At 44.6% G+C, this 24,017-nt stretch carries 21 protein-coding genes; 6 read left to right on the forward strand and 15 right to left on the reverse strand.

Going from position 1 to position 24,017, the window contains the following annotated elements; all coding sequences use genetic code 11:
* The first annotated feature begins 212 nt into the window (after nt 1-212).
* A complete protein-coding gene (locus tag R8269_RS15975) occupies nt 213-512 on the forward strand; it encodes a hypothetical protein (RefSeq protein ID WP_005376885.1) in 300 nt (99 codons plus the stop codon).
* A 332-nt stretch (nt 513-844) separates the two neighbouring features.
* Complete coding sequence (locus R8269_RS15980) at nt 845-2,035, forward strand: amino acid aminotransferase (protein WP_042522780.1); 1,191 nt, start codon at nt 845-847, stop codon at nt 2,033-2,035.
* Nucleotides 2,036-2,124: 89 nt separating this feature from the next.
* Here the strand turns inward: R8269_RS15980 and R8269_RS15985 are convergent, their stop codons facing one another.
* Nucleotides 2,125-2,766 (reverse strand): outer membrane beta-barrel protein, encoded by a 642-nt coding sequence (locus R8269_RS15985; RefSeq protein WP_042522781.1) that lies wholly within the window; start codon nt 2,764-2,766, stop codon nt 2,125-2,127.
* Nucleotides 2,767-3,080: 314 nt separating this feature from the next.
* On the opposite strand from R8269_RS15985, the gene R8269_RS15990 reads away from it, so the two are divergent.
* Nucleotides 3,081-4,970, forward strand: a complete 1,890-nt coding sequence (locus R8269_RS15990; RefSeq protein WP_017636107.1) for a DUF294 nucleotidyltransferase-like domain-containing protein — start codon at nt 3,081-3,083, stop codon at nt 4,968-4,970.
* 8 nt (nt 4,971-4,978) lie between these two features.
* Nucleotides 4,979-5,698 carry a 3'-5' exonuclease gene (locus tag R8269_RS15995; protein WP_005376881.1) on the forward strand — a complete coding sequence of 240 codons (720 nt, stop codon included), beginning with the start codon at nt 4,979-4,981 and terminating at the stop codon, nt 5,696-5,698.
* 70 nt (nt 5,699-5,768) lie between these two features.
* Here R8269_RS15995 and R8269_RS16000 read toward each other — a convergent pair whose 3' ends face one another.
* Nucleotides 5,769-7,652 carry a methyl-accepting chemotaxis protein gene (locus tag R8269_RS16000; RefSeq protein WP_005376880.1) on the reverse strand — a complete coding sequence of 628 codons (1,884 nt, stop codon included), beginning with the start codon at nt 7,650-7,652 and terminating at the stop codon, nt 5,769-5,771.
* Between the two features lie 231 nt (nt 7,653-7,883).
* Nucleotides 7,884-9,455 carry a BCCT family transporter gene (locus R8269_RS16005; protein ID WP_005376879.1) on the reverse strand — a complete coding sequence of 524 codons (1,572 nt, stop codon included), beginning with the start codon at nt 9,453-9,455 and terminating at the stop codon, nt 7,884-7,886.
* A gap of 387 nt (nt 9,456-9,842) precedes the next feature.
* Between R8269_RS16005 and R8269_RS16010 the strand changes: the two genes are divergently transcribed.
* Nucleotides 9,843-10,319 carry a MarR family winged helix-turn-helix transcriptional regulator gene (locus tag R8269_RS16010; protein ID WP_005376877.1) on the forward strand — a complete coding sequence of 159 codons (477 nt, stop codon included), beginning with the start codon at nt 9,843-9,845 and terminating at the stop codon, nt 10,317-10,319.
* A 40-nt stretch (nt 10,320-10,359) separates the two neighbouring features.
* Here the strand turns inward: R8269_RS16010 and R8269_RS16015 are convergent, their stop codons facing one another.
* The 6 genes from R8269_RS16015 to R8269_RS16040 form a co-directional block, all read right to left on the reverse strand.
* A complete protein-coding gene (locus R8269_RS16015; protein ID WP_005376875.1) occupies nt 10,360-10,998 on the reverse strand; it encodes a response regulator in 639 nt (212 codons plus the stop codon).
* Nucleotides 10,991-12,346 carry a cache domain-containing protein gene (locus R8269_RS16020; protein ID WP_005386831.1) on the reverse strand — a complete coding sequence of 452 codons (1,356 nt, stop codon included), beginning with the start codon at nt 12,344-12,346 and terminating at the stop codon, nt 10,991-10,993. Before R8269_RS16020 ends, R8269_RS16015 begins: the two co-directional genes overlap by 8 nt.
* A gap of 151 nt (nt 12,347-12,497) precedes the next feature.
* Entirely contained in the window at nt 12,498-13,784 is a 1,287-nt protein-coding gene (locus R8269_RS16025) for a TRAP transporter large permease (protein WP_005376871.1), read from the reverse strand.
* Nucleotides 13,785-13,796: 12 nt separating this feature from the next.
* On the reverse strand, nt 13,797-14,336 hold the full coding sequence (locus R8269_RS16030) for a TRAP transporter small permease subunit (protein ID WP_053306570.1): 540 nt from the start codon (nt 14,334-14,336) through the stop codon (nt 13,797-13,799).
* A gap of 115 nt (nt 14,337-14,451) precedes the next feature.
* Nucleotides 14,452-15,543, reverse strand: coding sequence for a TRAP transporter substrate-binding protein (locus tag R8269_RS16035; protein WP_017636112.1), 1,092 nt, complete (start codon nt 15,541-15,543; stop codon nt 14,452-14,454).
* Between the two features lie 414 nt (nt 15,544-15,957).
* Nucleotides 15,958-16,362 (reverse strand): hypothetical protein, encoded by a 405-nt coding sequence (locus R8269_RS16040; protein WP_005376863.1) that lies wholly within the window; start codon nt 16,360-16,362, stop codon nt 15,958-15,960.
* Nucleotides 16,363-16,635: 273 nt separating this feature from the next.
* On the opposite strand from R8269_RS16040, the gene R8269_RS16045 reads away from it, so the two are divergent.
* Entirely contained in the window at nt 16,636-17,301 is a 666-nt protein-coding gene (locus R8269_RS16045) for a DUF2982 domain-containing protein (RefSeq protein ID WP_005386825.1), read from the forward strand.
* A gap of 18 nt (nt 17,302-17,319) precedes the next feature.
* Here the strand turns inward: R8269_RS16045 and R8269_RS16050 are convergent, their stop codons facing one another.
* The 6 genes from R8269_RS16050 to R8269_RS16075 all read right to left on the reverse strand — a co-directional run bounded on the left by R8269_RS16050 (nt 17,320) and on the right by R8269_RS16075 (nt 24,009).
* Entirely contained in the window at nt 17,320-17,976 is a 657-nt protein-coding gene (locus R8269_RS16050) for an MBL fold metallo-hydrolase (RefSeq protein ID WP_005376855.1), read from the reverse strand.
* 129 nt (nt 17,977-18,105) lie between these two features.
* Complete coding sequence (locus R8269_RS16055; protein ID WP_031778936.1) at nt 18,106-18,654, reverse strand: DUF882 domain-containing protein; 549 nt, start codon at nt 18,652-18,654, stop codon at nt 18,106-18,108.
* 166 nt (nt 18,655-18,820) lie between these two features.
* Nucleotides 18,821-20,362: a L,D-transpeptidase family protein gene (locus tag R8269_RS16060; protein ID WP_171346213.1), complete on the reverse strand. Its 1,542-nt coding sequence runs from the start codon at nt 20,360-20,362 to the stop codon at nt 18,821-18,823.
* 153 nt (nt 20,363-20,515) lie between these two features.
* Nucleotides 20,516-21,598 (reverse strand): DUF1513 domain-containing protein, encoded by a 1,083-nt coding sequence (locus R8269_RS16065; RefSeq protein ID WP_171346212.1) that lies wholly within the window; start codon nt 21,596-21,598, stop codon nt 20,516-20,518.
* The gene (locus R8269_RS16070; protein ID WP_171346211.1) at nt 21,579-22,616 is read right to left on the reverse strand and encodes an imelysin family protein; all 1,038 of its coding nucleotides are present in this window, start codon (nt 22,614-22,616) and stop codon (nt 21,579-21,581) included. Before R8269_RS16070 ends, R8269_RS16065 begins: the two co-directional genes overlap by 20 nt.
* Nucleotides 22,617-22,626: 10 nt before the next feature.
* On the reverse strand, nt 22,627-24,009 hold the full coding sequence (locus R8269_RS16075) for a di-heme oxidoredictase family protein (protein WP_171346210.1): 1,383 nt from the start codon (nt 24,007-24,009) through the stop codon (nt 22,627-22,629).
* Nucleotides 24,010-24,017: the final 8 nt, after the last annotated feature.

Genomic DNA, 24,017 nt, shown 5'->3' on the forward strand with positions numbered 1-24,017 from the left:
GGTAGGCGAATCCATCGTTGTATGCTTTAAACACAAATAAAGCTAAAACCTGCTAAATAGTAAATTCTTCTGAATGAGAAGTACGCACCTTCTATAGCGTTCAAAGGGCAAAATAAGTCGATTGTTATCACATTAATTTTCATTACATCTGTTACATTTAAATAGTAATGGTGATGCACACCTCAACTCATGGATTATGAGAGAAAACAATAATGGCGAAATACAACGAAGAAGATATTAAATACAAAGGTGAATCCAACGGCGTACATTCTTGGAGCTCTCCTTCCGGCCAACCTTATTACTGGCATCCAGATTGGTTACACGTTGCAGAAGATGCGACGGGTACGCATCCGAAGCAAAAACTTGAAGTTGAAAAGACAGAAGTACCAACCGAAAAGCACGCGTTAAAAGCGATCTTAAAGCATATGAATGACTGGGCGACTGAAAAGCTTTCTTCTAACCCTGACATCGAAACCAATGCGGTTGAGTCGGAAATCAATCTGAAGAAATAACCCCAACCGATATCCATACTTCTAACAGTAAACGCTCCACCTTTGGTGGGGCGTTTTTGTCTCAACAAATCCTCACTAGACAACTATAAACGCGTTAACGCAAAGCACTGAATTGAAACGATTGGGATGTGTGCAAAACTTCTCCAACCATGGCATAAATGCCCTTCAAACTCTGTGCCTACCAAACGTTTTCATGGCAAAAACTTTAGTTATGTTAGAATTCTGTTTCAAATCGCAACTTTTTTAGGTTTTCTTTTCAGTAACGGTTGTAACCAATATTGCTGAAAGGTATAAATGTTAGCACACCCCTTCGATTAACATGGATGAAGATTATGTTTGAAAAAGTAGTTGCCGCTCCGGCTGACCCTATTCTTGGCCTTACTGAAGAGTTTAAAAAAGATGCTCGCGCAGACAAAATTAACCTTGGCGTAGGTATTTACAAAAACGAGCAAGGCGAAACTCCCGTTCTTGCGACAGTAAAGAAAGCTGAAGCAGCACTTGTTGAAACTGAAAAAACCAAATCTTACCTAACCATCGAAGGCACAGCAGAGTACGGCATTGCAGTGCAAAAACTGCTTTTCGGCTCTGATGCAGAAATTGTAAACGAAAAACGCGCTAAAACAGCGCAAGCTCCGGGTGGTACTGGTGCACTACGTGTTGCCGGCGAGTTCATTAAACGTCAACTAGGCGATGTAAAGATCTGGATCAGCAACCCAACTTGGGCGAACCACAACGGCGTATTTACTGCTGCTGGTATCGAAACGGCACAATACAGCTACTACAATGCTGAAACAAAAGACAAAGACTTCGATGCGATGCTAAATGATCTGCAATCTGCGTCTGAAGGTGACATCGTGCTTCTACACGGCTGCTGTCACAACCCTACAGGGATCGATCCTACGGCTGAAGAATGGGAAACATTGGCGAAACTTATCGCAGAGAAGAAATTGCTTCCTCTGTTCGACTTCGCCTACCAAGGCTTTGCTAAAGGTGTGGAAGAAGATGCTGCAGGTCTTCGTACTTTTGCTAAATACAACAAAGAAATCCTAGTCGCGAGCTCTTTCTCGAAAAACTTTGGCCTATACAATGAACGCGTAGGTGCCTTCACGTTAGTAGCAGAGTCAGAAGAAGTCGCAACAACCGCATTTTCTCAAGTTAAAGCCATTATTCGCTCTATCTACTCTAACCCACCTGCACACGGCAGCGCTGTCGTGACTCACATTCTTGGCAACGCCGAAATGCGTGCGGAATGGGAAGCTGAAGTAGCAGAAATGCGTGACCGCATTCAAGAAATGCGTGAACTATTTGTAGCGACACTAAAAGCAGAGGGTGTGGACGCAGACTTTAGTTTCATCGAACGTCAAAATGGTATGTTCTCTTTCTCTGGTCTTTCTAAAGAGCAAGTTAACCGCCTTAAAGAAGAGTTCGGTATTTACATTGTCGGTTCTGGCCGAATCAGTGTTGCTGGTATGACGAAGTCAAATATGGGCCCTCTGTGTAAAGGCATTGCAGCGGTTTTATAATCGACTGTCGCATACTTTATTAAAAGGAAAGGTCAGCATAAGCTGACCTTTTTTGTTTTAACTTAACGCCAAAAACGAACCCGTCCGATCTAGTAGACAAACTTCAAACTCAGCCCTACTTCATTGACGTAATCTGAGCTTTCACCGCTGTAATCAGTATCTCTAAACTGATAAAAAAGACCAGTGCCGATGACTTTATGCCATTGGTAGTTAAGACCGATCTTAAAATTGTTCTCATCAACGATATCACTACGGTTCAACTCCACTTCAGCTGTCGCAATAAGCTTTTCACTGAGCAAGTAATTCACCCCAACAGTTACAGCTTGAATCAATTCGCTATCGGAAGACAACGTATTATCCGTTTTGTCGTCCGTCGCTTTCGCTTTGATTGCGCCTATTCCATATAGCCCGTAGATATCGAATTGCTCTGTAACTCCATAACGGTAACCACCACCAAACAAAAGGCGGTCAATGCGAAGAGTAAAATCATCCGGATGGAAAAACTGCGCTGAGTAATCAACATTAAACAACCAGTTCTCAGTAAACAAATAGTTACCACCGAGTCCAACTGTGGTCGCATTAGAGTTATCTAACCATTCTTCGTTTGTCGTTCCGGCACCAACATCCAAATGAATGTGTTCGTACCCAAATTTTTCTGCTTGGTGCATGACCGCTGCGCTTGATATCGCCGGCAAAGCAGCTAAAGAAACAAGCAATAAATTTCTCACCATTCGACTTCCTTTCATGAGAATTATCTAAACACTGTATTCCATCGCCTGAGCTACTTGGCTCAAGAAGAATAGCTTAATCTAAAGACGTGATAACGATCTGAAACAGCCAAAGAGCTAATCAGTCATCACGAAGAAAACATATCGACGACGTCTTTTTCAATTGAGGTGACCATATAGTAGTAAAAATGAAGCTCCCTTATCGTGCGATATGTCAGAATCTTATGACTGAGCACGAAAATCGCGGTTCAGATAAGACTCTGTTTTAAAACTAAGTTAAGATTACTTTATTATTTGCGAACTAAAAGGCGCCTTCGATGGATGCAGAACTTCTCGAGATTTACAACTTTCTCGCCAAGTATCCCCCGTTCAATGAACTCCCTGAAGAAACACTAAACAAGGTGACAGAGAGTGTCGAAATCTCGTACTACCGAGAAGATACCCCCATCATCCATTTTGGAGACTATATCCAAGATTTATACGTGGTGCGAAGCGGTGTTGTTGAAGTTTATCGACGCAAAGGTGAGCTGTATAACCGCCTTGACGAAGGTGACCTATTTGGCCAGATGGGCATGCTCACCAATAACAAAGTCCGCTTTCCGGTAAAAGCCATTGAGGATACCCTGCTTTACTGTATTCCTGGTGACATTTTCCAAGAAATTTACGATAACTTTGATTCCTTTGCGGATTTTGTTGAAGTTGAAAATAGCGCTCGTTTACGCCAAGCCATTTCAGAAAACAAAGACGCCAATGACCTGACGACGTCGAAAGTGAAAACCTTGCTGACTGGCGATGCTCATACGATTGATCGTGGTCAGACAATCCAGCAAGCCGCGCAGCAAATGGCGAATGACAACGTATCGGCTTTACTTATCGTCGACCCAGATTTCGTTCGTGACGAAGACGATCCACAGTCCCCAGTACTTGGTATCATTACTGACCGTGACTTGTGTACCCGTGTGTTAGCTGAAGGTTTGTCCCCACAGGACGATGTGTCCAGTGTGATGACCACGGAGGTCATGTCTCTTGACCACAACGCTTACATCTATGAAGCAATGTTAACGATGCTGCGTTACAACGTACATCACCTACCAGTGGTAAAAAACCAATTACCAATCGGTATTATCGAAACAACCGACATTGTTCGTTATGAATCTCAGAATTCGTTGTTGTTGGTGAGTAGTATTTTCCAACAACAGACTATCGAAGATTTAGCCGTTGTTGCCGAAGAAGTGAAAAGCAGCTTCGTGCGTCTGGTCAATGAAGATGCCAACTCTCACATGGTGGGTAGCGCGATGTCGGTCATTGGCCGAAGCTTCAAACAGCGTCTGCTAGAAATGGCAGAAGAAGAGCTTGGCCCACCGCCAATTCCTTATTGTTTCCTTGCACTTGGCTCAATGGGGCGAGATGAGCAACTGTTGGTGACTGACCAAGATAACGCCATCATTCTAGATGAGACCTATCAAGAAGAGAAACATGGTAAATACTTCGAAGCCCTAGCAAAATACGTCAGCGATGGGTTAGATGCCTGTGGCTACAAATATTGCACAGGTGATATTATGGCAACCAACCCACTATGGCGCATGACTCGTTCAGAGTGGGAAGAGTGTTTTGCTGACTGGATTGATAACCCGAACCCGAAAGCACTACTCAACGCCTCCATCTTTTTCGACTTGGATGGTGTCTATGGCCGCTTAAAATGGGCAGAACAGTTAACTAGCTTTATTGTTCGTCGCGCTCGAAAGAACAACCGCTTCTTAGCGTGTTTGGCTCGTAACGCACTAAACAGAACACCACCTCTAGGCTTCTTTAAAGACTTCGTGATGGAAAAAGATGGCAGACACAACAACTCCATCAACCTCAAACGTCGCGGTACTGCTCCTCTGGTCGACTTAATTCGTGTTCACTCTCTGGCGGTTGGCTCACGTGCACAGAACTCGTTTGAGCGTCTCGACGACATCATTGACGCTGGCATTTTGCCAAAAGGTCGAGCACAAGACTTAAAAGACGCGTTAGAGTTTATTTCCATGGTGCGTATTCGTCACCAAGCGACGGATGTGGAACTAGGCATTGATCCTGATAACAATATCGAACCAGAAAACCTCTCTGAGTTTGAACGTCGCAACCTAAAGGATGCATTCCAGATCCTAAGCAATGGTCAAAATTTCCTTAAGTTCCGCTACCAAGCGAACAAGAGCTTTAAGTGAGGTTTAGCATGATTAAAAAGCTCTTTCAGAAGCCAACCATTCAGTGGCCAACGAAGTTTGAACAAAAGCTGGAGATGGCGAAGGATGAGAATTTAATTGCGTTTTATAGCAACAAGCCGCCTGCTCCAGAAACACCGTTATCTGAGGTGGAGTTCGTGGCGTTAGATTTCGAAACGACGGGTTTGAATCCTGAAAAACATGACATCATTACTATTGGTTTGGTGCCGTTTAACCTGAAGCGAATTTTCCTACGTAACTCGCGTCATTGGAAGGTACGTCCACAGCGTGCACTCGATGAAGATTCAGTCATTATACACGGTATTACTCACAGCGAATTGATCGATGCACCTGACTTAGGCGATATCTTAAGCGAGCTGCTACCATGCTTAAGCGGGAAAATCATTGTTGTTCATTACCGTCGTATCGAGAGAGAGTTTCTGGATAAAGCGCTCAAAAGCCGTTTAGGGGAAGGTATTGAGTTTCCTGTTTTAGATACGCTGCACCTTGAAGAAACGATTCAACAGAAACGTTCAGGCTCTCTCTGGGAGCGTTTAAAAGGGAAAAAACCAGAATCGGTTCGGCTAGCGCAATCTCGACGCCGTTATGGGCTGCCAGACTATACGCCTCACCATGCATTAACCGATGCAATTGCTACCGCAGAGCTACTGCAAGCGCAAATCGCCCATCATTACAGTGAAGAGCAACCCATCAGTGAGTTCTGGCTGTAATATACTTCACGCTTAATAGCGATCAAAAAAGGAGCCAGATGGCTCCTTTTTTACTTAGGTTGAGACAAGATTACAGCTTAAAGCGTTGAATCTCTTGTTCAAGTTCGTGTGATAGCTCAGACAGGTGAGCAGCTTGTTCTGCTGCTTGATGAGCTTCGACTGACAGCTCGTTAGACACATCACGAATACCTTCAGTGTTACGAGTGATCTCAGTGGTTACCGATGCTTGCTCTTCTGCTGCTGAAGCAATCTGCGTTGCCATATCACTGATACGCTCAACAGCAGTGTGGATTTGCGTCAAGCTCGCTGCAGCCGCATTGGCATCATCAACACTGGTATCAGCTAGACGACGACTGTCACCCATAATACCGACCGCCTTGGCTGTTGTGCCTTGTAGCATCTCGATAGTTTCTTGAATCTCTTGCGTTGAAGCATGAGTACGTTGGCTCAATACGCGGACTTCATCTGCAACCACAGCAAAACCACGGCCTTGCTCACCTGCACGTGCCGCTTCGATCGCCGCGTTCAGTGCAAGTAGGTTCGTTTGCTCTGCAATGCCTTGAATCGTTGATAGAATCGTATTGATGCTATTTCCGTGTGCTTCTAGCTCTTGAATCACATCAGTAGCAACTTGAACTTCTTGCGCTAAGTTCTGAATAGAGCCTTGCGTTTGAGTTACTTGGCTTGAACCATGTGAACAAGCTTGAACCGCTTCTTCTGAATTACTTGCCGTGCTATCAGCATTACCTGCAATTTCTTGTGTCGCTGCTGCCATTTCGTTCACAGCCGTCGCCACCATGTTGATTTCATCTTGCTGGTAAGAGATACGCTGACTACGCTCCTCAGCTTGCTGTGCTGTCGTGCGAGCTTGCTCTGAAAGCGCAGAAGATACGTGGCTAAGCTTAGTAACCATTGTGTGCATGTTGCCAACAAAACGGTTGAAGTTTTCCGCCAGTTTACCTACTTCATCATCACTGCGTGGCTCTAGGCGTTGCGTTAAGTCACCTTCGCCAGATGCAATTTCTTCCAGTGCATTTGATACGCGGTTCAAGTCACGGAACAAGAAACCAACTAGCCAAGAAACTGCAAGAATAACCACAATCGTGATCGCCACAGCAGTGAACAATAGATCTCGTAGCAATACCGCATGACCTGCTTCTTCTGTTGCGCGATCCATTTCAATCGCAAACATCCAATGCGTACCAGGAACTTTATTGAAGTAGTAAAGCTTCTCTTTTCCTTTGATTACCGTATCTTCGATACGACCTTCATCGGCGGCACGCTCAATTGCCTCTTCTGAAAAATCTTTTAGAACACTGGTGATAGGCTTAAGCGTCAAGCTTTTATCTGGATGCGCTAAGAAGGTGCCTTCATTCATGTCGATTAGCATCGCATGCGCGTTTTCACCTGCATCTAAGTTAATCACATCGCTGATAAGCTGATCGATCAGTACGTCCGCACCAACAACACCAACAAACTGACCATTTTTCATTACTGGCTCAGCAATGGTCACAAGTAGTGCATTCGTGATTGCGTCTTGATATGCGGCTGTGATGATTTGCTTACCCGCGGCATCAGCATCCTTGTACCAAGGGCGTGTGCGAGGGTCATAATCAGCACGGTTACGCTCCGGATGAGAGCGGTACATATCACCGTTTGGTGTACCAAGGAAGATGTCATCGAAGCCACCAGCCTTGCGAGCTTGTTGTAGGAAAGGAACAACGTCTTGCTCGGTCGAGTAGTCGTTGAACGCAGTGGCAATATCTTTACGGATATTGACCCAATCAGAAATTCCCTCTGACGCAGTAGTACTAAGACTTTGCGCACGTGAATAGACACCTGAACGAGTCTGATCAAATAATTGACCAGCCGACAACCAAGTAAGTGCTGTTGCCATCACAACAACAGCAGAAAGGCTTGCGCCTATAAGCTTTTGTTTTAATGATAATTTCATATTTATAGTTTTTTGAGTTGGGAGAACAGTTAAGGTGCATGAATATTACACACTTTTTTACGACTATTCACTAATTTTTAAAAAACAAAATAGCACATTAACTCTTTGTAAAATATGAACTTTCATGTGTCATTTTTTTGTCTCAAGCGTCATAAAAACCGCACAAAAAAAGCCAGCAAATTGCTGGCCTTTTGATTAATTGTTAGTCAGACGGTTTTATAAAATGCCGAATTACTGACGCTCAGTTCGCATACCCATCAATAAGCTCACACACATTGCAAGCAGAATGAAGGTAAATGGCAGTGCTGTAGAAATGGCACCGGCCTGAAGAGCTTGAACAGCCTCGGAGCCACCAATCCATAGCAGAGCAACCGCAATTGCACCTTCCATGAATGCCCAGAAGACACGTTGAAGTACAGGTGCATCGACTTTACCACCTGCCGTGATACTGTCGATAACAAGTGAACCAGAGTCAGAAGACGTAATGAAGAACACAAGTACCAGCACAACAGCGATGATAGAAAGCATGCTACCAAATGGAAGAACATCAAACATTTGGAACATAGCAAGTGATACGTCAGTCAAGCCATTTGTGCCCAGCTCACCTACTTTATCAACAACTTGCTCGATCGCAAGGCCACCAAATACAGACATCCAAACAACGGTAACCGCAGTTGGAACCAGCAGAACTGCTGTGATGAACTCGCGAACGGTACGGCCACGAGAAACACGCGCGATGAACATGCCTACGAATGGCGACCATGAAATCCACCAAGCCCAGTAGAACACTGTCCAGCCTTGGAACCAAGCTTCGTCCGTACGACCAAACGGGTTACTTAGTGGGATGATATTCTCTACATATGCCATAAGTGTGGTTGGAATCGAACCTAGGCTCGCCGCCCAACCGATAAGACCAACAAGGAGAAGTAGCAAGAACGCCACAACCATGTTGATGTTACTAATGACTTTAACACCACCATCGATGCCGCGTACGACTGAAACAACAGCAAGTAAAGTCACCACGGTAATAACGACGATTTGCAGACCTAGGCCTGGCTCAACACCAAATACGTGATGAATACCACTTGCTGCTTGCTGCGCACCTAGACCTAGGGATGTAGCAAGACCAAATAAAGTCGCAAGCACAGCCAGAATGTCCACAATGTGGCCAGCCCAACCCCATGCACGATCACCCAGAAGTGGGTAGAAGATCGAACGCATAGATAGCGGTAAACCTTTGTTGTAGGCAAAGAATGCTAAAGAAAGTGCTACAACACCGTAAATTGCCCATGGGTGAAGGCCCCAGTGGAACATCGTTGCACCCAGTGCCAATCTCGCGGCTTCTGGTGTATTTGCCTCAACACCAAGTGGCGTTTCATACCAACCGGTGAAGTAAGCGACAGGTTCTGCAACACTCCAGAACATTAAACCGATACCCATACCAGCTGCAAATAGCATTGCAAGCCATGACATAAACGAGTAATCGGCAACAGCGTCTTTACCACCTAGTCGAATCTTACCCATTGGTGAGACGATAAGTGCCAAACAGAAAATAACGAAAATGTTACCTGCAATAATGAACAACCAATCGAATGAACCAATAATTTTCCACTTCAGCCCATCAAGTGCCGTCTTTGCGGTATGTGCATCTAGAACTAATGCAGCGACAAGAAACAGCGCAATTAAACCTGCACTAATACCAAAAACTGGGTTATGAACATCAAAACCCCATTTTTGAACGTTGTCCTGACCTACCGTATAGTCGGTACTATCGATACTGTACTTATCTATACCCTTTGTCATCGTTCCTCTCTATTTTTGTAGTGTTTTTACGTACCAAACAAAAAAATCTTTCGAACACGATACGTTTTGCATTCCGTGAAGGCGCAAGATCCTATCATTTGACACGTTTTTGTCTATCTTTTTGCTATTAAAAAATCCAATAACTTACTTTTCACTGTGTGGTTACGGCCTTTGATAGAACAAATCACTACTACAATAGTTAGACCACAAACATTTATTGCTATAATAATTTTAGCTCTTCTTATTTTGTCGAAAAGGCGCGACAAAATGGTATTGAGGACACGGCGTAAAATTGTAGAGGTAATTTTTGATTTCCCCCCTTTAAATAAGGGCGCATTTAAGTTAGTGTCGCCTCGATAAATGTTCCCTACAGACTGGATGAATAAATTGGAAAAGTACGAAGAAGTATTGGTCTCGATTCGTCAGATCATCCGCGCTATTGATTTACATTCTAAAAAGCTGAGCAAAGAGTCTGGATTGACTGCTCCACAGTTGATTTTGATGCGCGCTATCAATGACTTAGATAACGTGACGATTAAACAGTTGTCTAGCCACACTAACATGAGCCAAGCGACCGCAACGACCATTCTAGATAGACTAGAACGAGGCCAGTTTGTTGAGCGTCAGCGCAGTGTTCAAGACAAGCGTAAAGTGCATGCTGTACTTACGAGCAAGGGCCAAGAAGCCTTAAAACAAGCACCAACGCCGCTGCAAGAGCACTTCATTAATCGATTCCAAAAATTGGAAGAATGGGAGCAATCCCTTCTACTATCTTCCGTTCAACGCATCTCGACGATGATGAATGCAGAGGACATCGATGTTGCTCCAATGCTAGAGCTTGGTAGCATTACCAAAGCCGATTAGTTTCGCTCCCACGTGCTCGCTTTTTGCGGGCACTACTCTCCTACTCAGTCAACCCAGTTTCAAACGCATATTTTGCTAACTCCGCCGTCGAATGTAAGTCCAACTTGTGCTTAATGTTATGGCGATGCGTCTCTACCGTTCGATAACTAATATTGAGTAAAGTGGCGATTTTCTTGCTGCTGTTTCCTTGAGCAACTAATTTAAGTACCGCTTCTTCCCTGCGGCTGAGAGGATTCGTTTTTTGCGTGGCAGGCACCACTTCTTGGGTAAAGAGTGTTTGTGTGACGGATTCACAGAAATACGTCGAGCCTTGGTTCACCGTTTTTATTGCTTGCACCATTTTCTCGGCCGAGATTTCCTTGAGCATATATCCTACGGCACCAGCTTGCATGACCTTCATGATGTACTCGCGATTATCGTGCATGGTCAACATAAGTATTTTGCTCTCTGGGCGAGCTTCTTTAATTACACCAGTCGCTTCAATACCGTTCATTATTGGCATGCTGATATCCATCAATATGACGTCCGGTTGCAAGTGCTTTGCGACCTCTATCGCTTCCAAACCATTACTTGCTGTCCCCACCACTTCGATGTCAGGCTCTAACTCCAAACGAGCCATGAAGCCATCCAATACCACTTGATGATCATCGACAATCACTACACTAATCGGTTTATCCATAAACTATTTCATCCAAATTAAGCAGCACAGTAATCTCTGTTCCCAAGCCAAGCTCACTCATTAGCTCAAATTCACCACCGATGAACTCTACACGCTCTTGCATGTTCCTTAACCCAATCCCTTGTTGGTGCACTGCTTGGTTAACCACAAATCCAACGCCATCATCACGTATGAGTAATTGCAGCATATTGCCCATTTTTTGCAAAGTAACCGTTACTTTTTTCGCTCGCGCATGTTTTTCAATGTTATTCAAAGACTCCTGAGCGACGCGATATAGCGTCGTTGCGACTTCCGAAGTCAGTTTGTGCTGCTGAGTATCGAAATTGCTCTCGATATCAATCCCGGAATGGGAATGAAAATCCTGTAGCAAGGTCGTCAGTGCTGCTTCTAAACCGATATCATCGAGGGCGCTTGGACGGAGCTGATGAGAAATATGCCGCACCTCATTTATCGCGGTGACGAGCGATCGTTGTGATTTATCTAAGTGGGATTTGAGTTTTTCGTCTTCAAGTCTATGACTCATTAAGTCTAAATGACATTTACTGGAGACTAACAACTGATTGATTCCATCGTGCAGTTCTCGCGCTAAATGCTTTTTCTCATCTTCTTGGAACATCACGGTTTTATGTGCCAATTCTTTCAGGTTCTTATCAGCGAGGCGATGCTCGTGCAGATTGATCGCCAGAGTGAGAACAATGATTACAGCAACGGTCACCGCTAAGATCACGACGACTGAGAAAAATGTCGTTTCGATATTTTTGTTCACTGCCGCGCGCATATTGGCGACTTCTCGGCTGACATCCTCAATATACAGCCCAGTCCCTATCATCCACTCCCACTTATCGAGCCATGCAGCGTAACTAAGCTTAGGGACGACTTCACCCGTAGATGGCTTTTGCCACAGGTACTGATGAAATCCACCACCTGATTGCGCTTGATACAATAAAGCTTCGATTAAGCGATCGCCATTTTCGTCTTCAAGATAGAGTAAGTTTTCCCCGACAAGCTCCGGAAGAACTGGGTGTACAAGGTTGGTACCATATTTATCATAAGCAAAAAAATAGCCGTCCGACCCATAACTCAAACGATTTAAAATCGCTTTCACACGCGTTTTGGCAACACTCTCTTCTAAAGTCGGATCGTTGTAGATGTAAGAAATGGAGTCAAAAGCGACGTCGACCGTATCTTTCAGCGCCGCTTCTTTTGATTGGATCAGGTTTTGATGAAAGATCTCTACCTCCCTTTTGCCAAGGGTCTTGGTTTGATAGATAGAGATCCAGCTGATACTCGCTGACACCAATACCACGGGTATCAGTGTCAGCAGAATTAACTTTGCTTTGAGAGGCATCCCTTCCCTCCATGAAACGCTGCCTTTACAGCTTACTATCTTAGCAGTACAAACGAATCGATTGTGTCTGCATAGACATAATTAACAGCTTAACAACTTGTCTCAAAAGGTAAAAACTCTCAGTTCACAAAATCTCTTTATTATCGAGTGATTAACTCATACCGTAAAAACCTGGGAAAAACAGCAAAGACGCCAACACAACAATCTGAATCGCGATGAATGGCATCACACCTTTGTAGATATCTCGCGTAGTAACCCCTGCTGGAGCGACACCTTTTAGATAGAACAAACTAAAGCCAAATGGCGGTGTGAGGAACGACGTCTGTAAGTTCATCGCAATAAGAATCGCAAACCACGTCATATTAATGCCCATCAATTCAGCGACTGGCGCAATAATTGGCACGATGATAAAACAGATTTCAACGAAGTCGATAAAGAAACCTAAAATCAGAATCACCACCATGGTAATAATAAGGAATCCCCACTTTTCACCCGGCAGTTCTAACATCCACTCTTCAACTAAATAATCACCACCAGTGTAGGTAAATGCCATTGAAAAGGCGGTCGCACCAAGTAAGATCGCAAAGACCATTGCGGTTACTTTAACTGTCTCTTTTGATGCATCATAAATCATCGACCAACTAAACTGTTTATACAATAGTGATAAAATTATCGCACCTGCACCGCCCAGTGCCGCTGACTCTGTTGGTGTTGCAATCCCTGCAAAGATGGAGCCCAATACCACGATGATCAATGCTAAAGGTGGCAATACAGCTTTCAGTGCGGTGAGCACTTCTTGTTTACGACTGATCGACTCATCGCGCTCTATCGCCTGTGCGGCTTGAGGGTTCAACTTCGCGTAGATGAGAATATAGATCACATAGGCGCCAACAAGTGTAATACCGGGCCAGATCGCAGCTTGAAATAGGTCCCCTACCGGTACGCCAAGTACATCACCCAACAAGATCAACACGATAGAAGGTGGGATAATTTGGCCCAACGTGCCAGACGCACAAATAGTCCCACACGCTAAACCTTTGTCGTAATTGTACTTGAGCATCACAGGAAGAGATATTAAGCCCATCGCAACAACTGATGCGCCTACCACACCCGTTGAAGCCGCAAGCAATGCGCCAACTAACACGGTAGAAATAGCGATACCACCGCGAACGCCACCGAACAAACGCCCCATTGATTCTAGTAGCTGTTCAGCAAGCTTCGTTTTCTGTAGCACTAGCCCCATAAAAACGAACAGCGGTACGGCCATTAGCACCGTATTTTCCATAATGGACTGAATTCGATATGGCATAAAAGCAAACATCTCGATGCCTTCAGCCCAAACACCAAAAATCAGCGCGATACCACCAAAAGTAAAGGCAACGGGAAATCCCAATAGAAGCGCAAAGAGCGCAACAAAAAACATCACTATACCGATCATAATGACTTCCTTTTACGACTTACCGTTATTACCGGCATAGATGAGATGAGGGTTGACAATTTTGTTGATTGAATGAAGTAACAATCCAATACCACTCACCGCCATAAAGAAAAATGACAGCGGAATCATCGCTTTGATAATCCAACGATATGGTAAGCCACCTGGGTCACCAGACGTCTCGCCTAACGCGTAACTTTCCTTAGCGAAATCAACACCAAACCAAGCTACCAGTAGGCAAAAAGGGAATAAGAAAAATAGTGTGCCTATGATGTCGATGATGGATTGTGCTTTGTAAGATAAGCGTTCATAAAAAATGTCGACGCGAACATGGCCACCGGACTTAATTGCGTAAGGCACACCAAGCAAGAACACGGCAGAGAATAGATGCCATTCCATTTCTTGGAATGCGATAGACACATCATTAAACACGTAACGCATGACAACGTCGTACACAACGTTTGCTAACAACAAAATAAACAGGATGCTGGATAACCATCCGAGAAAATCGCTAAAGCGGTTAAATAATCGCTCAATATAAATAAGACTTCTCATTCCGAACTCCGTGGAACGTTTAGATGCGCTCCGCTATAGTGCGGAGCATTCATTATGAAGTTTTCTTGGGCTTCGATAGCAGGCTAAACCTCTTGGCATCGCCTGCTTCATAACGTTATTGTTGAGCTTGACTGTTTAAGTACGCTCGGTGCGAAATATCTGACCATGGTCGAACTTGATTCATATAGTTCGCTTGTGACTCTTGAATCTCTTTCGCCAAAGCATCTTTTTCTGCATGTTCTTTCAACAAACGATCGTTTGCTTCTCGCAACGCAGCTACGACTTCAGGTGGGAAATCTTTTACTTCAACATTTGGGTATTCAGACTTAATAGATGCCCAGTTTTTGCCGCTTTCGTGTTTCGATTGCGTGTACATATCGTAAGCGGCCGTTTTCATGGCTACTTGCAAAATCGCTTTTAGATCATCAGGTAGACGGTTCCAGGTGCGCTTGTTAACGAGGAACTGAAGCTCAGTCGCTGGCTCATGCCAACCTGTGTAGTAGTAAGGCGCTATTTTGTGGAAGCCCATACGTAGATCCAGCGATGGACCAACCCATTCCAAGGCATCAATTGTGCGACGCTCTAGAGAAGTATATAGCTCACCAGGGGCGATATTCGTTGGCTTGGCACCTAACTCAGCCAAAATCTCACCAGCAAACCCTGGGATACGCATTTTCAAACCCTGTAAGTCCTCGACGGACTTGATCTCTTTTTGGAACCACCCGCCCATCTGAGTATCGGTATTACCGCCAGGGAAAGACATCAAGTTATGTGGAGAGTACACTTTTTCCATCAGCTCCATACCACCGCCGTAGTAAAACCATGCATACTGCTCAGTTGGCAACATACCGAAGGGCATAGAAGTGAAGTAAAGTGTGTTTGGAACCTTACCCTTCCAGTAATAAGACGCTGAGTGGCCCATGTCATACTGACCCGACTTAACCATATCAAACACCCCAAAAGGCGCTTTATGCTTGTTTGCGGAATCAATGCGGATTTGCAAACGTCCGTTGGACATCTCTTCCGCCATTTTGGCCATGTTTTTTGTGGTATCACCAAAAATTGGGAAATTAGGCCCCCAAGTTTCAGCAAGCTTTAAACGATAGACTTTTTCAGCAGCGTTTACAGAAGTCGCTGCGAGTGCCATCGCGGCAGCGACAGCGGTTGTTTTGAGCACTCGTTTTAAAGATTTTTGGATTAGACTCATCGTTCACGTCCTTTATCACCAAGGTTATTGTTGTCATCCATTTCATTAGGATTGGCTGTATTCGGTATAAAAGATGTAACAATGTTGTCTAATGCGAAATGGGCATGAACACGGAAGCGAGTAATTCATCAATAAGGCATTAGCCTAAGGTATTACGTACAAGTACGTAGGATAATCGTCATGACAAAAGACTGTTAATAGCAAAATCAATAAATTATGTTTTTATCTATGAATAAAAATAAAAAACAATACGTACGTATTTTTCTGCCAAAAAATTTACATAGTATTTAAGAAAATGTGACAAACCACTTATTGGCAGTGTTAAAGTCAGTACTTAATGCATTATTTCCAATACCAAGATAAAAAAATACCTCGGCATCGGCCGAGGTATTCAATCCAGAACGGTAGCGGTAATTAAACTGCTTTGTAGATAACTTTGTTACCTGCTAACTGCTCTTTTTGAACTAGGTTTTCTTCAAGAAGCTTCTTTAGTGCGCCAGTAGCCCATGATGCCGCTTTAGTATCTTCTTGACCTGCAGCTAGACCGATGCCTTTAGGGTTAATACCTTCAGCATTCGCCATAACGATGTCTAATACTTGTTGTTGCTTAGGAGTAAGGGCAACATCAACTGTTTTCACTGCAGCTACTTTTTTATCAGCTACTACTTTCTCCGCAACAGCTTTTTCAGCAACAGAAGGTGCTACTGCTTTTTCCGCAACAGGCTTCACTGCTTTAGGTGCTGCAGCTAAGTTTGCTACTGTCGCTTTAATGCGTTTTTGCAGTTTCATCTGCACTTTACGCTTATGAGCAAGTCTCATTGAATATTTCTCCAGTTCACTGCATCTCAGCAGGGATGAAAATTTGAAGCGCGTTTTATACCAAAATTCACAAGCAATTTGTAGGTTTTAGCGGCGAAACGCGATGAAAAATGCGCTCAAAGCATAGAACGTCTACTATTTAATCAGATATTTTATGAACGGATTTATTGAATACTGGGTATAAAAACAGAGGTTTGTTTTATTTTAAATGCAAATCAATGCACATAAAGCTACCCACTTATTTTTGGACAAGTATTCGATGAGGTTATAAGCATGGAAACGCTGCACCTAACAAATTCACATTTCAAACCCGACTCCCCTATCAACAGAATACTTTTGTTGCTTGTTGCACTCATCACTTTGTTTTTGGTTGCCATTTCTCCGGGATGGAAGCAAGCCATGTTGTCGGTCATTTTGATGTCTGCAATCGTTGGTTTCGCCATCTTGATGATTAAGAAAAGCCAAGTCACTTTTACGCTGACAGCTTCTCACTTTCAGCAACACCTTTTTAAAGGAGGTTGGGTCGTCCGATGGCGAAATATTGAGTCAATCGGTATTTGTAGCTACCAACAGGAAGGGTGGCACCAACCGCTACCTTGGATCGGTATTCGTCTAAAACACTACTCGCCCTACTTAAATTCAATCTGCCCTCGTATAGCGACAGAAATTCTCCTCAGCCAGCGAGCACTGCTTTACTTAGGCGCGAAACAAAATCAGTGTGAAGATAAGTTTGAGGATATAGTGCTTGACCCTAAACCGTATATAAACAGAGATGGGATTGAGTACAAAGGTTTGTTAGCGATGCTCGCCAACCGGATGAAGTATCAGAGAGGCTTTTATGGCTACGATCTATTTATATCAGCAAGTGATCTAGATCGTGAGGCTGAGGATTTTGTGGGACTGACTCGGCGATACTTAGCTGCCGCCGAGCCAGAATAATGCTTAGTACACGCACTTTTAGTAAAGCGGCATCTCGTCAGCAACGAACGGGTTAGTTTTACGCTCATGACCGAAAGTCGATTGAGGGCCGTGACCAGGGACAAACGTGACATCATTGCCTAAAGGCCACAATTTCTCTTTGATAGAACTAATCAACGTATTGAAATCACCTTGTGGGAAGTCAGTTCGACCAATGCTACCGTTAAACAAAACGTCACCCACAAACGCTAAACGCGCTTCTTCACTGTAAAGCACAACGTGACCAGGTGTATGACCAGGTGTGTGGAATACGTTCAGCACTTGATTACCAAAAGTGACAGTGTCACCTTCATTTAGCCATTGGTGCGGTTCAAACGCTTCTGTCAGCGGGAAACCAAACATTTGGCTCTGACCTTCCAAACCTTGCAACCAGAAGTTATCTGCCTTGTGAGGACCAACAATCTCTGTACCGCCAAGCAGTGCAGACAGCGGTTCCGTGCCACCTACGTGGTCCAAGTGACCGTGTGTTAGCACTAGGTTTACCACGTCAACACCCAGCTCTTTGATAAGCATAGCGAGCTGCTTTTCATCGCCGCCTGGGTCAACCACAATACCTTTCATGGTTTCGTCACACCAGACAATAGAACAGTTTTGAGAGAAAGATGTTACTGGAACAACTTGGTATTTCAGAGCCATAGATAACCTATACCGAATAAATTTGCATGAAAACTGCCGCAACTATGACACTAAGGCCTAGCGACTTCAAGCTTTGAACTGTGGGTAATCGACGACGTTCTGAGACTAGAAACCTTGTCTCAACTAGCACTACCAGGAACGAACAGCTCCCGTATCGATATGAACAAAGTTACTACCTGGATAATAACCCACGCCACCGGCTTTTAGGCTTAATGCAGCATCACGAACTGTTGAAAGCTTCACACCGTCTAAACGGAAATCAATGGCCTTTCCTTCCATGTGCATGCTCTTTTTCGCTACACGAGAAGACCCGTTGCGCAGCGAGGCATTAGTGGCAGGAGAACGGTAACCTGAAATGACGATCACCTCTGCTTCTGTACCAATTAACTTTTGAATTTGGCTTATTTGATCGAACAAGCGTCGATCCATGGGATGAACCTCATTTCGTCGATGGTCTCGACAAAACTCATTCAGCCTTTGAAGTTCATCATTAATGTATCGTTTTCCATCGAAATAGCATGTTTCGAGGATCTCTCCAGTATTAAGGTTGTTCATCGCCAGCGCACGTGGCTCGTCAGGGAGTGAAGCCCAAGAAAATGATGGCAGGGCAGACGCCAACACCACACCACCAGCGGTCATTTTAAGGAAATCTCGGCGGGAAAAGTTACGACTTACCATTTCAAAATACAGTGCTCAACAACTAGACAAGTCGTGGACATTAACCAAACACATTTGTCACGTCAAACGCATAAAACACTCCATCTTGATTTTCAGATGCAGTAATTATTGATTAATTATTGAACTAAAAGAGAATTCTTCGTTTTGTAAATTTTCCTTAAAGATTTCAACTGCGGTGATCGTACTTATAGATATCATCACGGTAGTAAAGCGTTCCCTCTTCCAACCATGCTGTTTGATAAATGATGTGTACTTGAATGCGCTCTCCCAAAGGAACTGACGTGTTAGACCGACGAGAACTTTCTCGCTTTTTCGCTAAACGTTCTTCCAACCCCTGAGTTTTGAACAGAAGTTCTGCTAACTGGTCTGCATGTTCGACACGGACACATCCTGAGCTGAATGCGCGTCTGTCCTGTTCAAACAAGTTCTTACTTGGCGTGTCATGCAAATAAATAGCTTGTGGGTTAGGCATATTGAACTTGTACAATCCCAGTGCATTTTGTAAGCCCGACGCCTGTCGCATACGATAAGGAAATGTTCTCGGATTCACCGTTGCCCAATTGATGGTTGTAGGGTCAATAATTTCGTTCGAAGTCCAAGACCGAATGATTTGAATGTTATGGTTAATCAAATACATCGGATTACGTTTTACTTTAGGAATAATGTCTTTAACCATGATAGTCCAAGGCACGTTCCAAGTTGGGTTGAGAATAACTGAATCCAGTGCTACCGACATGATGGGCGTTTTTCTTGATGCTCTCCCTACCACGACTTTAGACTCAAACAAGGGTTGACCGTCATGCCAATACGTGACTTCGTATCCAGGCACGTTAACAAAGACAACATTATCCCTTTCTTTCGACCAAATTCTTGAACGCTCAGAATTCAACGCCAGCAGATGCAATCTCTCTTGAGGAGAAAAGTTGATCCATCGAATGGTATTCGGGCCGATAACGCCATCTTCTTTCAAACCATGAATACGCTGGAACTCTTTTATCGCAAGCTCTAATTGTTCGTCATATTCTTCAGTGACTAAATCCAAGTAAGAAACATCTACGCCTACGATCTCCACTCGCTCAATCAACAGGGGTCTGTTTTCTAATATATCGCCAACACGTGCTAGCCCAGTTTGTTGATAGGCAGGATATTGGTACTGAGAATGTTCCGATAGCGAAGAATAGGCGGAGTAGAAAGCATCATCTGTTTGTAATGGAGACCGGAGACTTGCCAAAAACTGACCAAGTTTGCCAACCGTAATCTCATTACTCAGAACCGATAAAGTATCGATGCTAGGAGCGGGTAACGTAACATGGGCTTTGTCTGTAAATAGCCAATTAATCCCTTCTTCGGGGAGTTGCTCAAGATAACTAAGGTACATCAAGAGTGAGTCTGTCATCACTAAATCGAAATCGAGATTATCTCCCTGCCACCTTACTTGGTTTATCCGGTGAAGTTGATTTTCGAATTCATCGGTGACATCCGCAAGTGCAACCAGGTTTACTTGAAAAAGAAACTGCTCAATATCACTTTCATTTTCCCAGTTCAAACGGTAATTGGTGCTTTGATACAGTTGATCAATCACCTCTGGATAATGGATCATTTTTTCTACAGACAGCTTTTGTACCGCTCCCTCTTGCTCGACTTGCGCTGAAGCTTCGAGAGAAACGACGGTGGAAAAGCTGCAAAACGGCACCAGAAGTGCCGTCATGATTAAAACCCTAGCAAACACTGAAATGATCCTTGCGCTACTTGCCATAATAAAAAGTATGGCAAATATCTCACAGCTTGCAGGTTTAAAATTAAGAATCTGATGCCGAAAACGACAACAAAATTCTCAATAAGTGCTTACTCGATGATCTTTCTAGATAATTCTCGACCAATGGTTATCCCATTGCACACCACTTGCAAAGGTATTTTTTGACTCTTCAGGCCTTTGCTCTACCACTTTTCCCGCGCCAGAACTGACTCGGAATTCATCACCGTAGATCACAACACCAGAGGCGTCTGGTAACGCACTTAGCTCTACCAATTTGCCAGTAGATTTAGACCATATACCATAACAACTGCCCGGAGGCGAAGTGGCTAAGATCCATTCATCGGTTGCTGCAATACTCGCAACGTAGTGATTGAAACGCGCCCACTCTTCAGGCTCGGCTTGAAGATCTTGCATTTCACCACCGCGTGTGTGCATGGCGATTAAAGCTGGATACTCGTCCGGCTCACCACGATATTGCTGACCACAAAGCACGGTTTCCGCACCGTCATGGGCTAAGTGGCGAATACTCAACTTATGATCCGGTAAAGACACTTGATCCAGTAACTCACCTTCCTGTGAAAGGTAACTCAGGCTCGGTCTCATGCTATCAAGATTGAGAGGTTCACGACCGTTAGTGTGTACGCCACCGACGCCAATCGCCAATGCGCCATCAGGCATCATGATCACTTCATGAGGGCCAAGGCCAAAACCCGTTAACTCATCGATTTTTTGATATTGCTTCTGCACATCATAAACACCAATGATCCCACGACTTGTCCCCCTCTCCCCTTCTGTGGCAAATAGCAACGTGCCATCATGGGAGTAAACACCATGTCCATAAAAATGACGATTTGGCGTTGCTAGTTGCAGTTTGATCATCTGCTCTGAGCGATAATCAAACACCATGAAGAAAGTACCAGGTCGACGACCAAAAACTACGGCGTGGCCTTGTTGGTTTGTTGCCACACCGTGACCACGCTCAGGAATCGGCAATGAAGATAGCGGCATACCATGCTCATCCGCCACCACCGCTGCGAATTTATCTCGGCCAATGATAGAGCAGCCGATCAACGCAGGCTCACGTGAGCTTGTTGAAGCACAACCAAATGGCATCATAGGTATAGCCGCCCCGAATAGAGCGGCTTTCAGCAAAGTTCGGCGGGTTTGATCAGTCACCATCGGTTGCATTAAATCCTATAACTACGCCAAGCTCGATCGCCACTTCTTCGTGAATCAGGTACTTCAATTGCTCTAGCTTGTTGTATTGAGCGAGCACCATGCGATAGCCTTCTTTTGTTTGTAGTGCAGCAAACAAGCTCTTATCTTCAGGCCAAGTTTCTAGCGCCATTTCGAACTGATGAACGACACGGTCTGCGAGATCTGCATGGCCTTGCTCTCTAAGTAGCGCATCTAGACCATTTCCGTTAGCAAAGTACAACGCTTCCATCCCTTGAAGGTTGGCTTTTAAGTTTGAAAGCGAGGTCTCGGAACGCCACGATTCTGAGAAATACGGGCGAGGCTTACCAATCTTCGCTAGCGGTCGGCTCAACTTCTTCATGCTGTATTCAAGCTGATTCGATAGCAGTGAAATGTACTCAGATTCCCATTCTGTCATCTCTAACGATTTCCAAGGGTTTTCTGCCCAAGAATCCGCGATGATCTGCGCTTTGTCATCAAGGTTTTCAGCAATCGAAACGCCTGTCACACAGGTATTGCTGTTGCTAGATAAGGTCGACGCTTTATCGTAAAGCAGCCATTCCAGAGCCCCTAAACCTTGCACGGTGACACTTTGGGTGGAAATATCTTCTGCACTCCAAGCTTGATCAGATTTTGTCAGTACAGACATTTTACGACCAGTGGTGTTCTTTTTATCTGGCCAAAACTGAACATTCCAGCTTTGCTCCAACGCCGTAGCAGGGCCACGTTCTTGACCTTGTAATGCCATCCACGCAAGCATAGTTTGATGCCATTGCTGTTTTACTTGTGCATCATCTTTCGACTCTGATGCGCAGTAATCTGCGAAGCGTTGTTCAAGTTCTGTGGTTTGCGCTAAAAACGTCTGAGCTGATTGAAACTCCACCTCGTACACGCTTTGAGAAATATGACTTGTACTCTCAGGCTTGGCAGAGCTCGAACCGATGGTCGATTGGCAACCAACCAAACTTAACGTTGCGGCAATCGCACTCACTAACAGTGTCTTTTTCATGGTTAGGTCCTTATAGAGAGTTCAGAAACGCAATCAATGCGTCACGTTCTTTTTTGTTCAGTGTTAGGACGTTTTGTTTCGCCGTTTCAGCTTCGCCGCCGTGCCACAACACCGCTTCCATCAGGTTACGAGCGCGGCCATCATGTAGAAAGTAAGTGTGTCCGTTTACTTCTTCGGTATAACCAATGCCCCATAGCGGTGCCGTTCGCCACTCGCGGCCGTTTGCTTGATATTCCGGACGGTTATCGGCTAAGCCTTCACCCATGTCATGCAAAAGCATGTCGGTGTATGGGTGGATAAGCTGCTCAGAAAGCGCTGGTAACTCTGGTCGTTTCGCCGTTTTAACACTGGTCTTGTGGCAGCTTTCACAGCCAGACGCAGCAAAGATTTGCTGACCAAGTTTCACGTTAGGGTCATTGACATTACGGCGAATAGGTACAGCTAAGTGCTGGCTGTAAAACTCTACGAAATCGAGAATATTTTCACTCACTTCTGGTTTGCCGCCATTTGGCATGTCGTCACAAATGCTTTGTTTCGAGGTACAGTTTTCATTTGGGAATAAATGGCTCGTAAGACCCACATCACCATTAAATGCTGCTGCATTTTGCTGCATTAGCGTCGGTTGTCCTGCTTTCCAGCCAAAACGACCAATCGAGAAGTCGTCCTTCTCAATATCCCACACCTTATTGACTTTGCCTGAGATACCGTCTTTGTCGGCATCTTGTTCATCAGCCCAAGCAAGTAGCGTTTCGTCGGGAATACTCTCTAACAAACCAAGGCCGATCATTGGCGGTGCCACGCGTGCTGAGAACTCGGTATCAGGGTGCATATCGCCGTAACCCAGATCGGTAATGTTCAAATGAGGTTTTCTTAGCGTCACCGTCGTACCGTCTTTAAATTTCACTGGGACATCGGTGTAAGTGATTTCGATTTTGCCTTCTGGCGTTTGATCTTGCAGAGCGAAATCTTGAAGCTGGCCACCATAAGTCGGCTCAGGTATGCCGCCATCTTTGATGTAAGCTTTCTTTTGTTCTGGCGTCATCGCAGGAATGCTTAAGCGCACTAACATAGACACGGCATGTAAATCATCTTTCTCTGGCGGATGACCACGACCGTCTTTGATGTGACAATTCTGACAACCATTGGTGTTAAAAAGCGGGCCTAGGCCATCACGAGCGTCCGTTGACGCTGGCGCTTGTACCCAAGGGTTACGGAAAAAGCTGTTACCTACGCTAAAGTCGAGGCGTTTGCTCATTGGCAAGTTAGCAGCAGGAAGAGAATAGGCATTCGCGCCGTCTTTTTTAACACTGGTTTTGCCACCAGACTTAACATCATAAGCCATGGCAGAAGAAGAAAGGATCGCGGCTAGCGCAGAAATTAGGTATGGCTTCATATCATTGC

It is taken from the genome of Vibrio sp. Vb0667 (genome assembly GCF_033391095.1).

What these genes read in the sequence shown, in the direction of transcription:
- R8269_RS16005 (WP_005376879.1), bottom strand. Translation starts at nt 9,455, where the DNA reads ATGACAAAGGGTATAGATAAGTACAGTATCGATAGTACCGACTATACG.
- R8269_RS16015 (WP_005376875.1), bottom strand. Translation starts at nt 10,998, where the DNA reads ATGGATAAACCGATTAGTGTAGTGATTGTCGATGATCATCAAGTGGTA.
- R8269_RS16050 (WP_005376855.1), bottom strand. Translation starts at nt 17,976, where the DNA reads ATGGCTCTGAAATACCAAGTTGTTCCAGTAACATCTTTCTCTCAAAAC.
- R8269_RS15975 (WP_005376885.1), top strand. Translation starts at nt 213, where the DNA reads ATGGCGAAATACAACGAAGAAGATATTAAATACAAAGGTGAATCCAAC.
- R8269_RS16045 (WP_005386825.1), top strand. Translation starts at nt 16,636, where the DNA reads ATGGAAACGCTGCACCTAACAAATTCACATTTCAAACCCGACTCCCCT.
- R8269_RS15995 (WP_005376881.1), top strand. Translation starts at nt 4,979, where the DNA reads ATGATTAAAAAGCTCTTTCAGAAGCCAACCATTCAGTGGCCAACGAAG.
- R8269_RS16055 (WP_031778936.1), bottom strand. Translation starts at nt 18,654, where the DNA reads ATGGTAAGTCGTAACTTTTCCCGCCGAGATTTCCTTAAAATGACCGCT.
- R8269_RS16020 (WP_005386831.1), bottom strand. Translation starts at nt 12,346, where the DNA reads ATGCCTCTCAAAGCAAAGTTAATTCTGCTGACACTGATACCCGTGGTA.
- R8269_RS15990 (WP_017636107.1), top strand. Translation starts at nt 3,081, where the DNA reads ATGGATGCAGAACTTCTCGAGATTTACAACTTTCTCGCCAAGTATCCC.
- R8269_RS16030 (WP_053306570.1), bottom strand. Translation starts at nt 14,336, where the DNA reads ATGAGAAGTCTTATTTATATTGAGCGATTATTTAACCGCTTTAGCGAT.
- R8269_RS16070 (WP_171346211.1), bottom strand. Translation starts at nt 22,616, where the DNA reads ATGAAAAAGACACTGTTAGTGAGTGCGATTGCCGCAACGTTAAGTTTG.
- R8269_RS15980 (WP_042522780.1), top strand. Translation starts at nt 845, where the DNA reads ATGTTTGAAAAAGTAGTTGCCGCTCCGGCTGACCCTATTCTTGGCCTT.
- R8269_RS16040 (WP_005376863.1), bottom strand. Translation starts at nt 16,362, where the DNA reads ATGAGACTTGCTCATAAGCGTAAAGTGCAGATGAAACTGCAAAAACGC.
- R8269_RS15985 (WP_042522781.1), bottom strand. Translation starts at nt 2,766, where the DNA reads ATGGTGAGAAATTTATTGCTTGTTTCTTTAGCTGCTTTGCCGGCGATA.
- R8269_RS16065 (WP_171346212.1), bottom strand. Translation starts at nt 21,598, where the DNA reads ATGCAACCGATGGTGACTGATCAAACCCGCCGAACTTTGCTGAAAGCC.
- R8269_RS16035 (WP_017636112.1), bottom strand. Translation starts at nt 15,543, where the DNA reads ATGAGTCTAATCCAAAAATCTTTAAAACGAGTGCTCAAAACAACCGCT.
- R8269_RS16060 (WP_171346213.1), bottom strand. Translation starts at nt 20,362, where the DNA reads ATGACGGCACTTCTGGTGCCGTTTTGCAGCTTTTCCACCGTCGTTTCT.
- R8269_RS16000 (WP_005376880.1), bottom strand. Translation starts at nt 7,652, where the DNA reads ATGAAATTATCATTAAAACAAAAGCTTATAGGCGCAAGCCTTTCTGCT.
- R8269_RS16075 (WP_171346210.1), bottom strand. Translation starts at nt 24,009, where the DNA reads ATGAAGCCATACCTAATTTCTGCGCTAGCCGCGATCCTTTCTTCTTCT.
- R8269_RS16025 (WP_005376871.1), bottom strand. Translation starts at nt 13,784, where the DNA reads ATGATCGGTATAGTGATGTTTTTTGTTGCGCTCTTTGCGCTTCTATTG.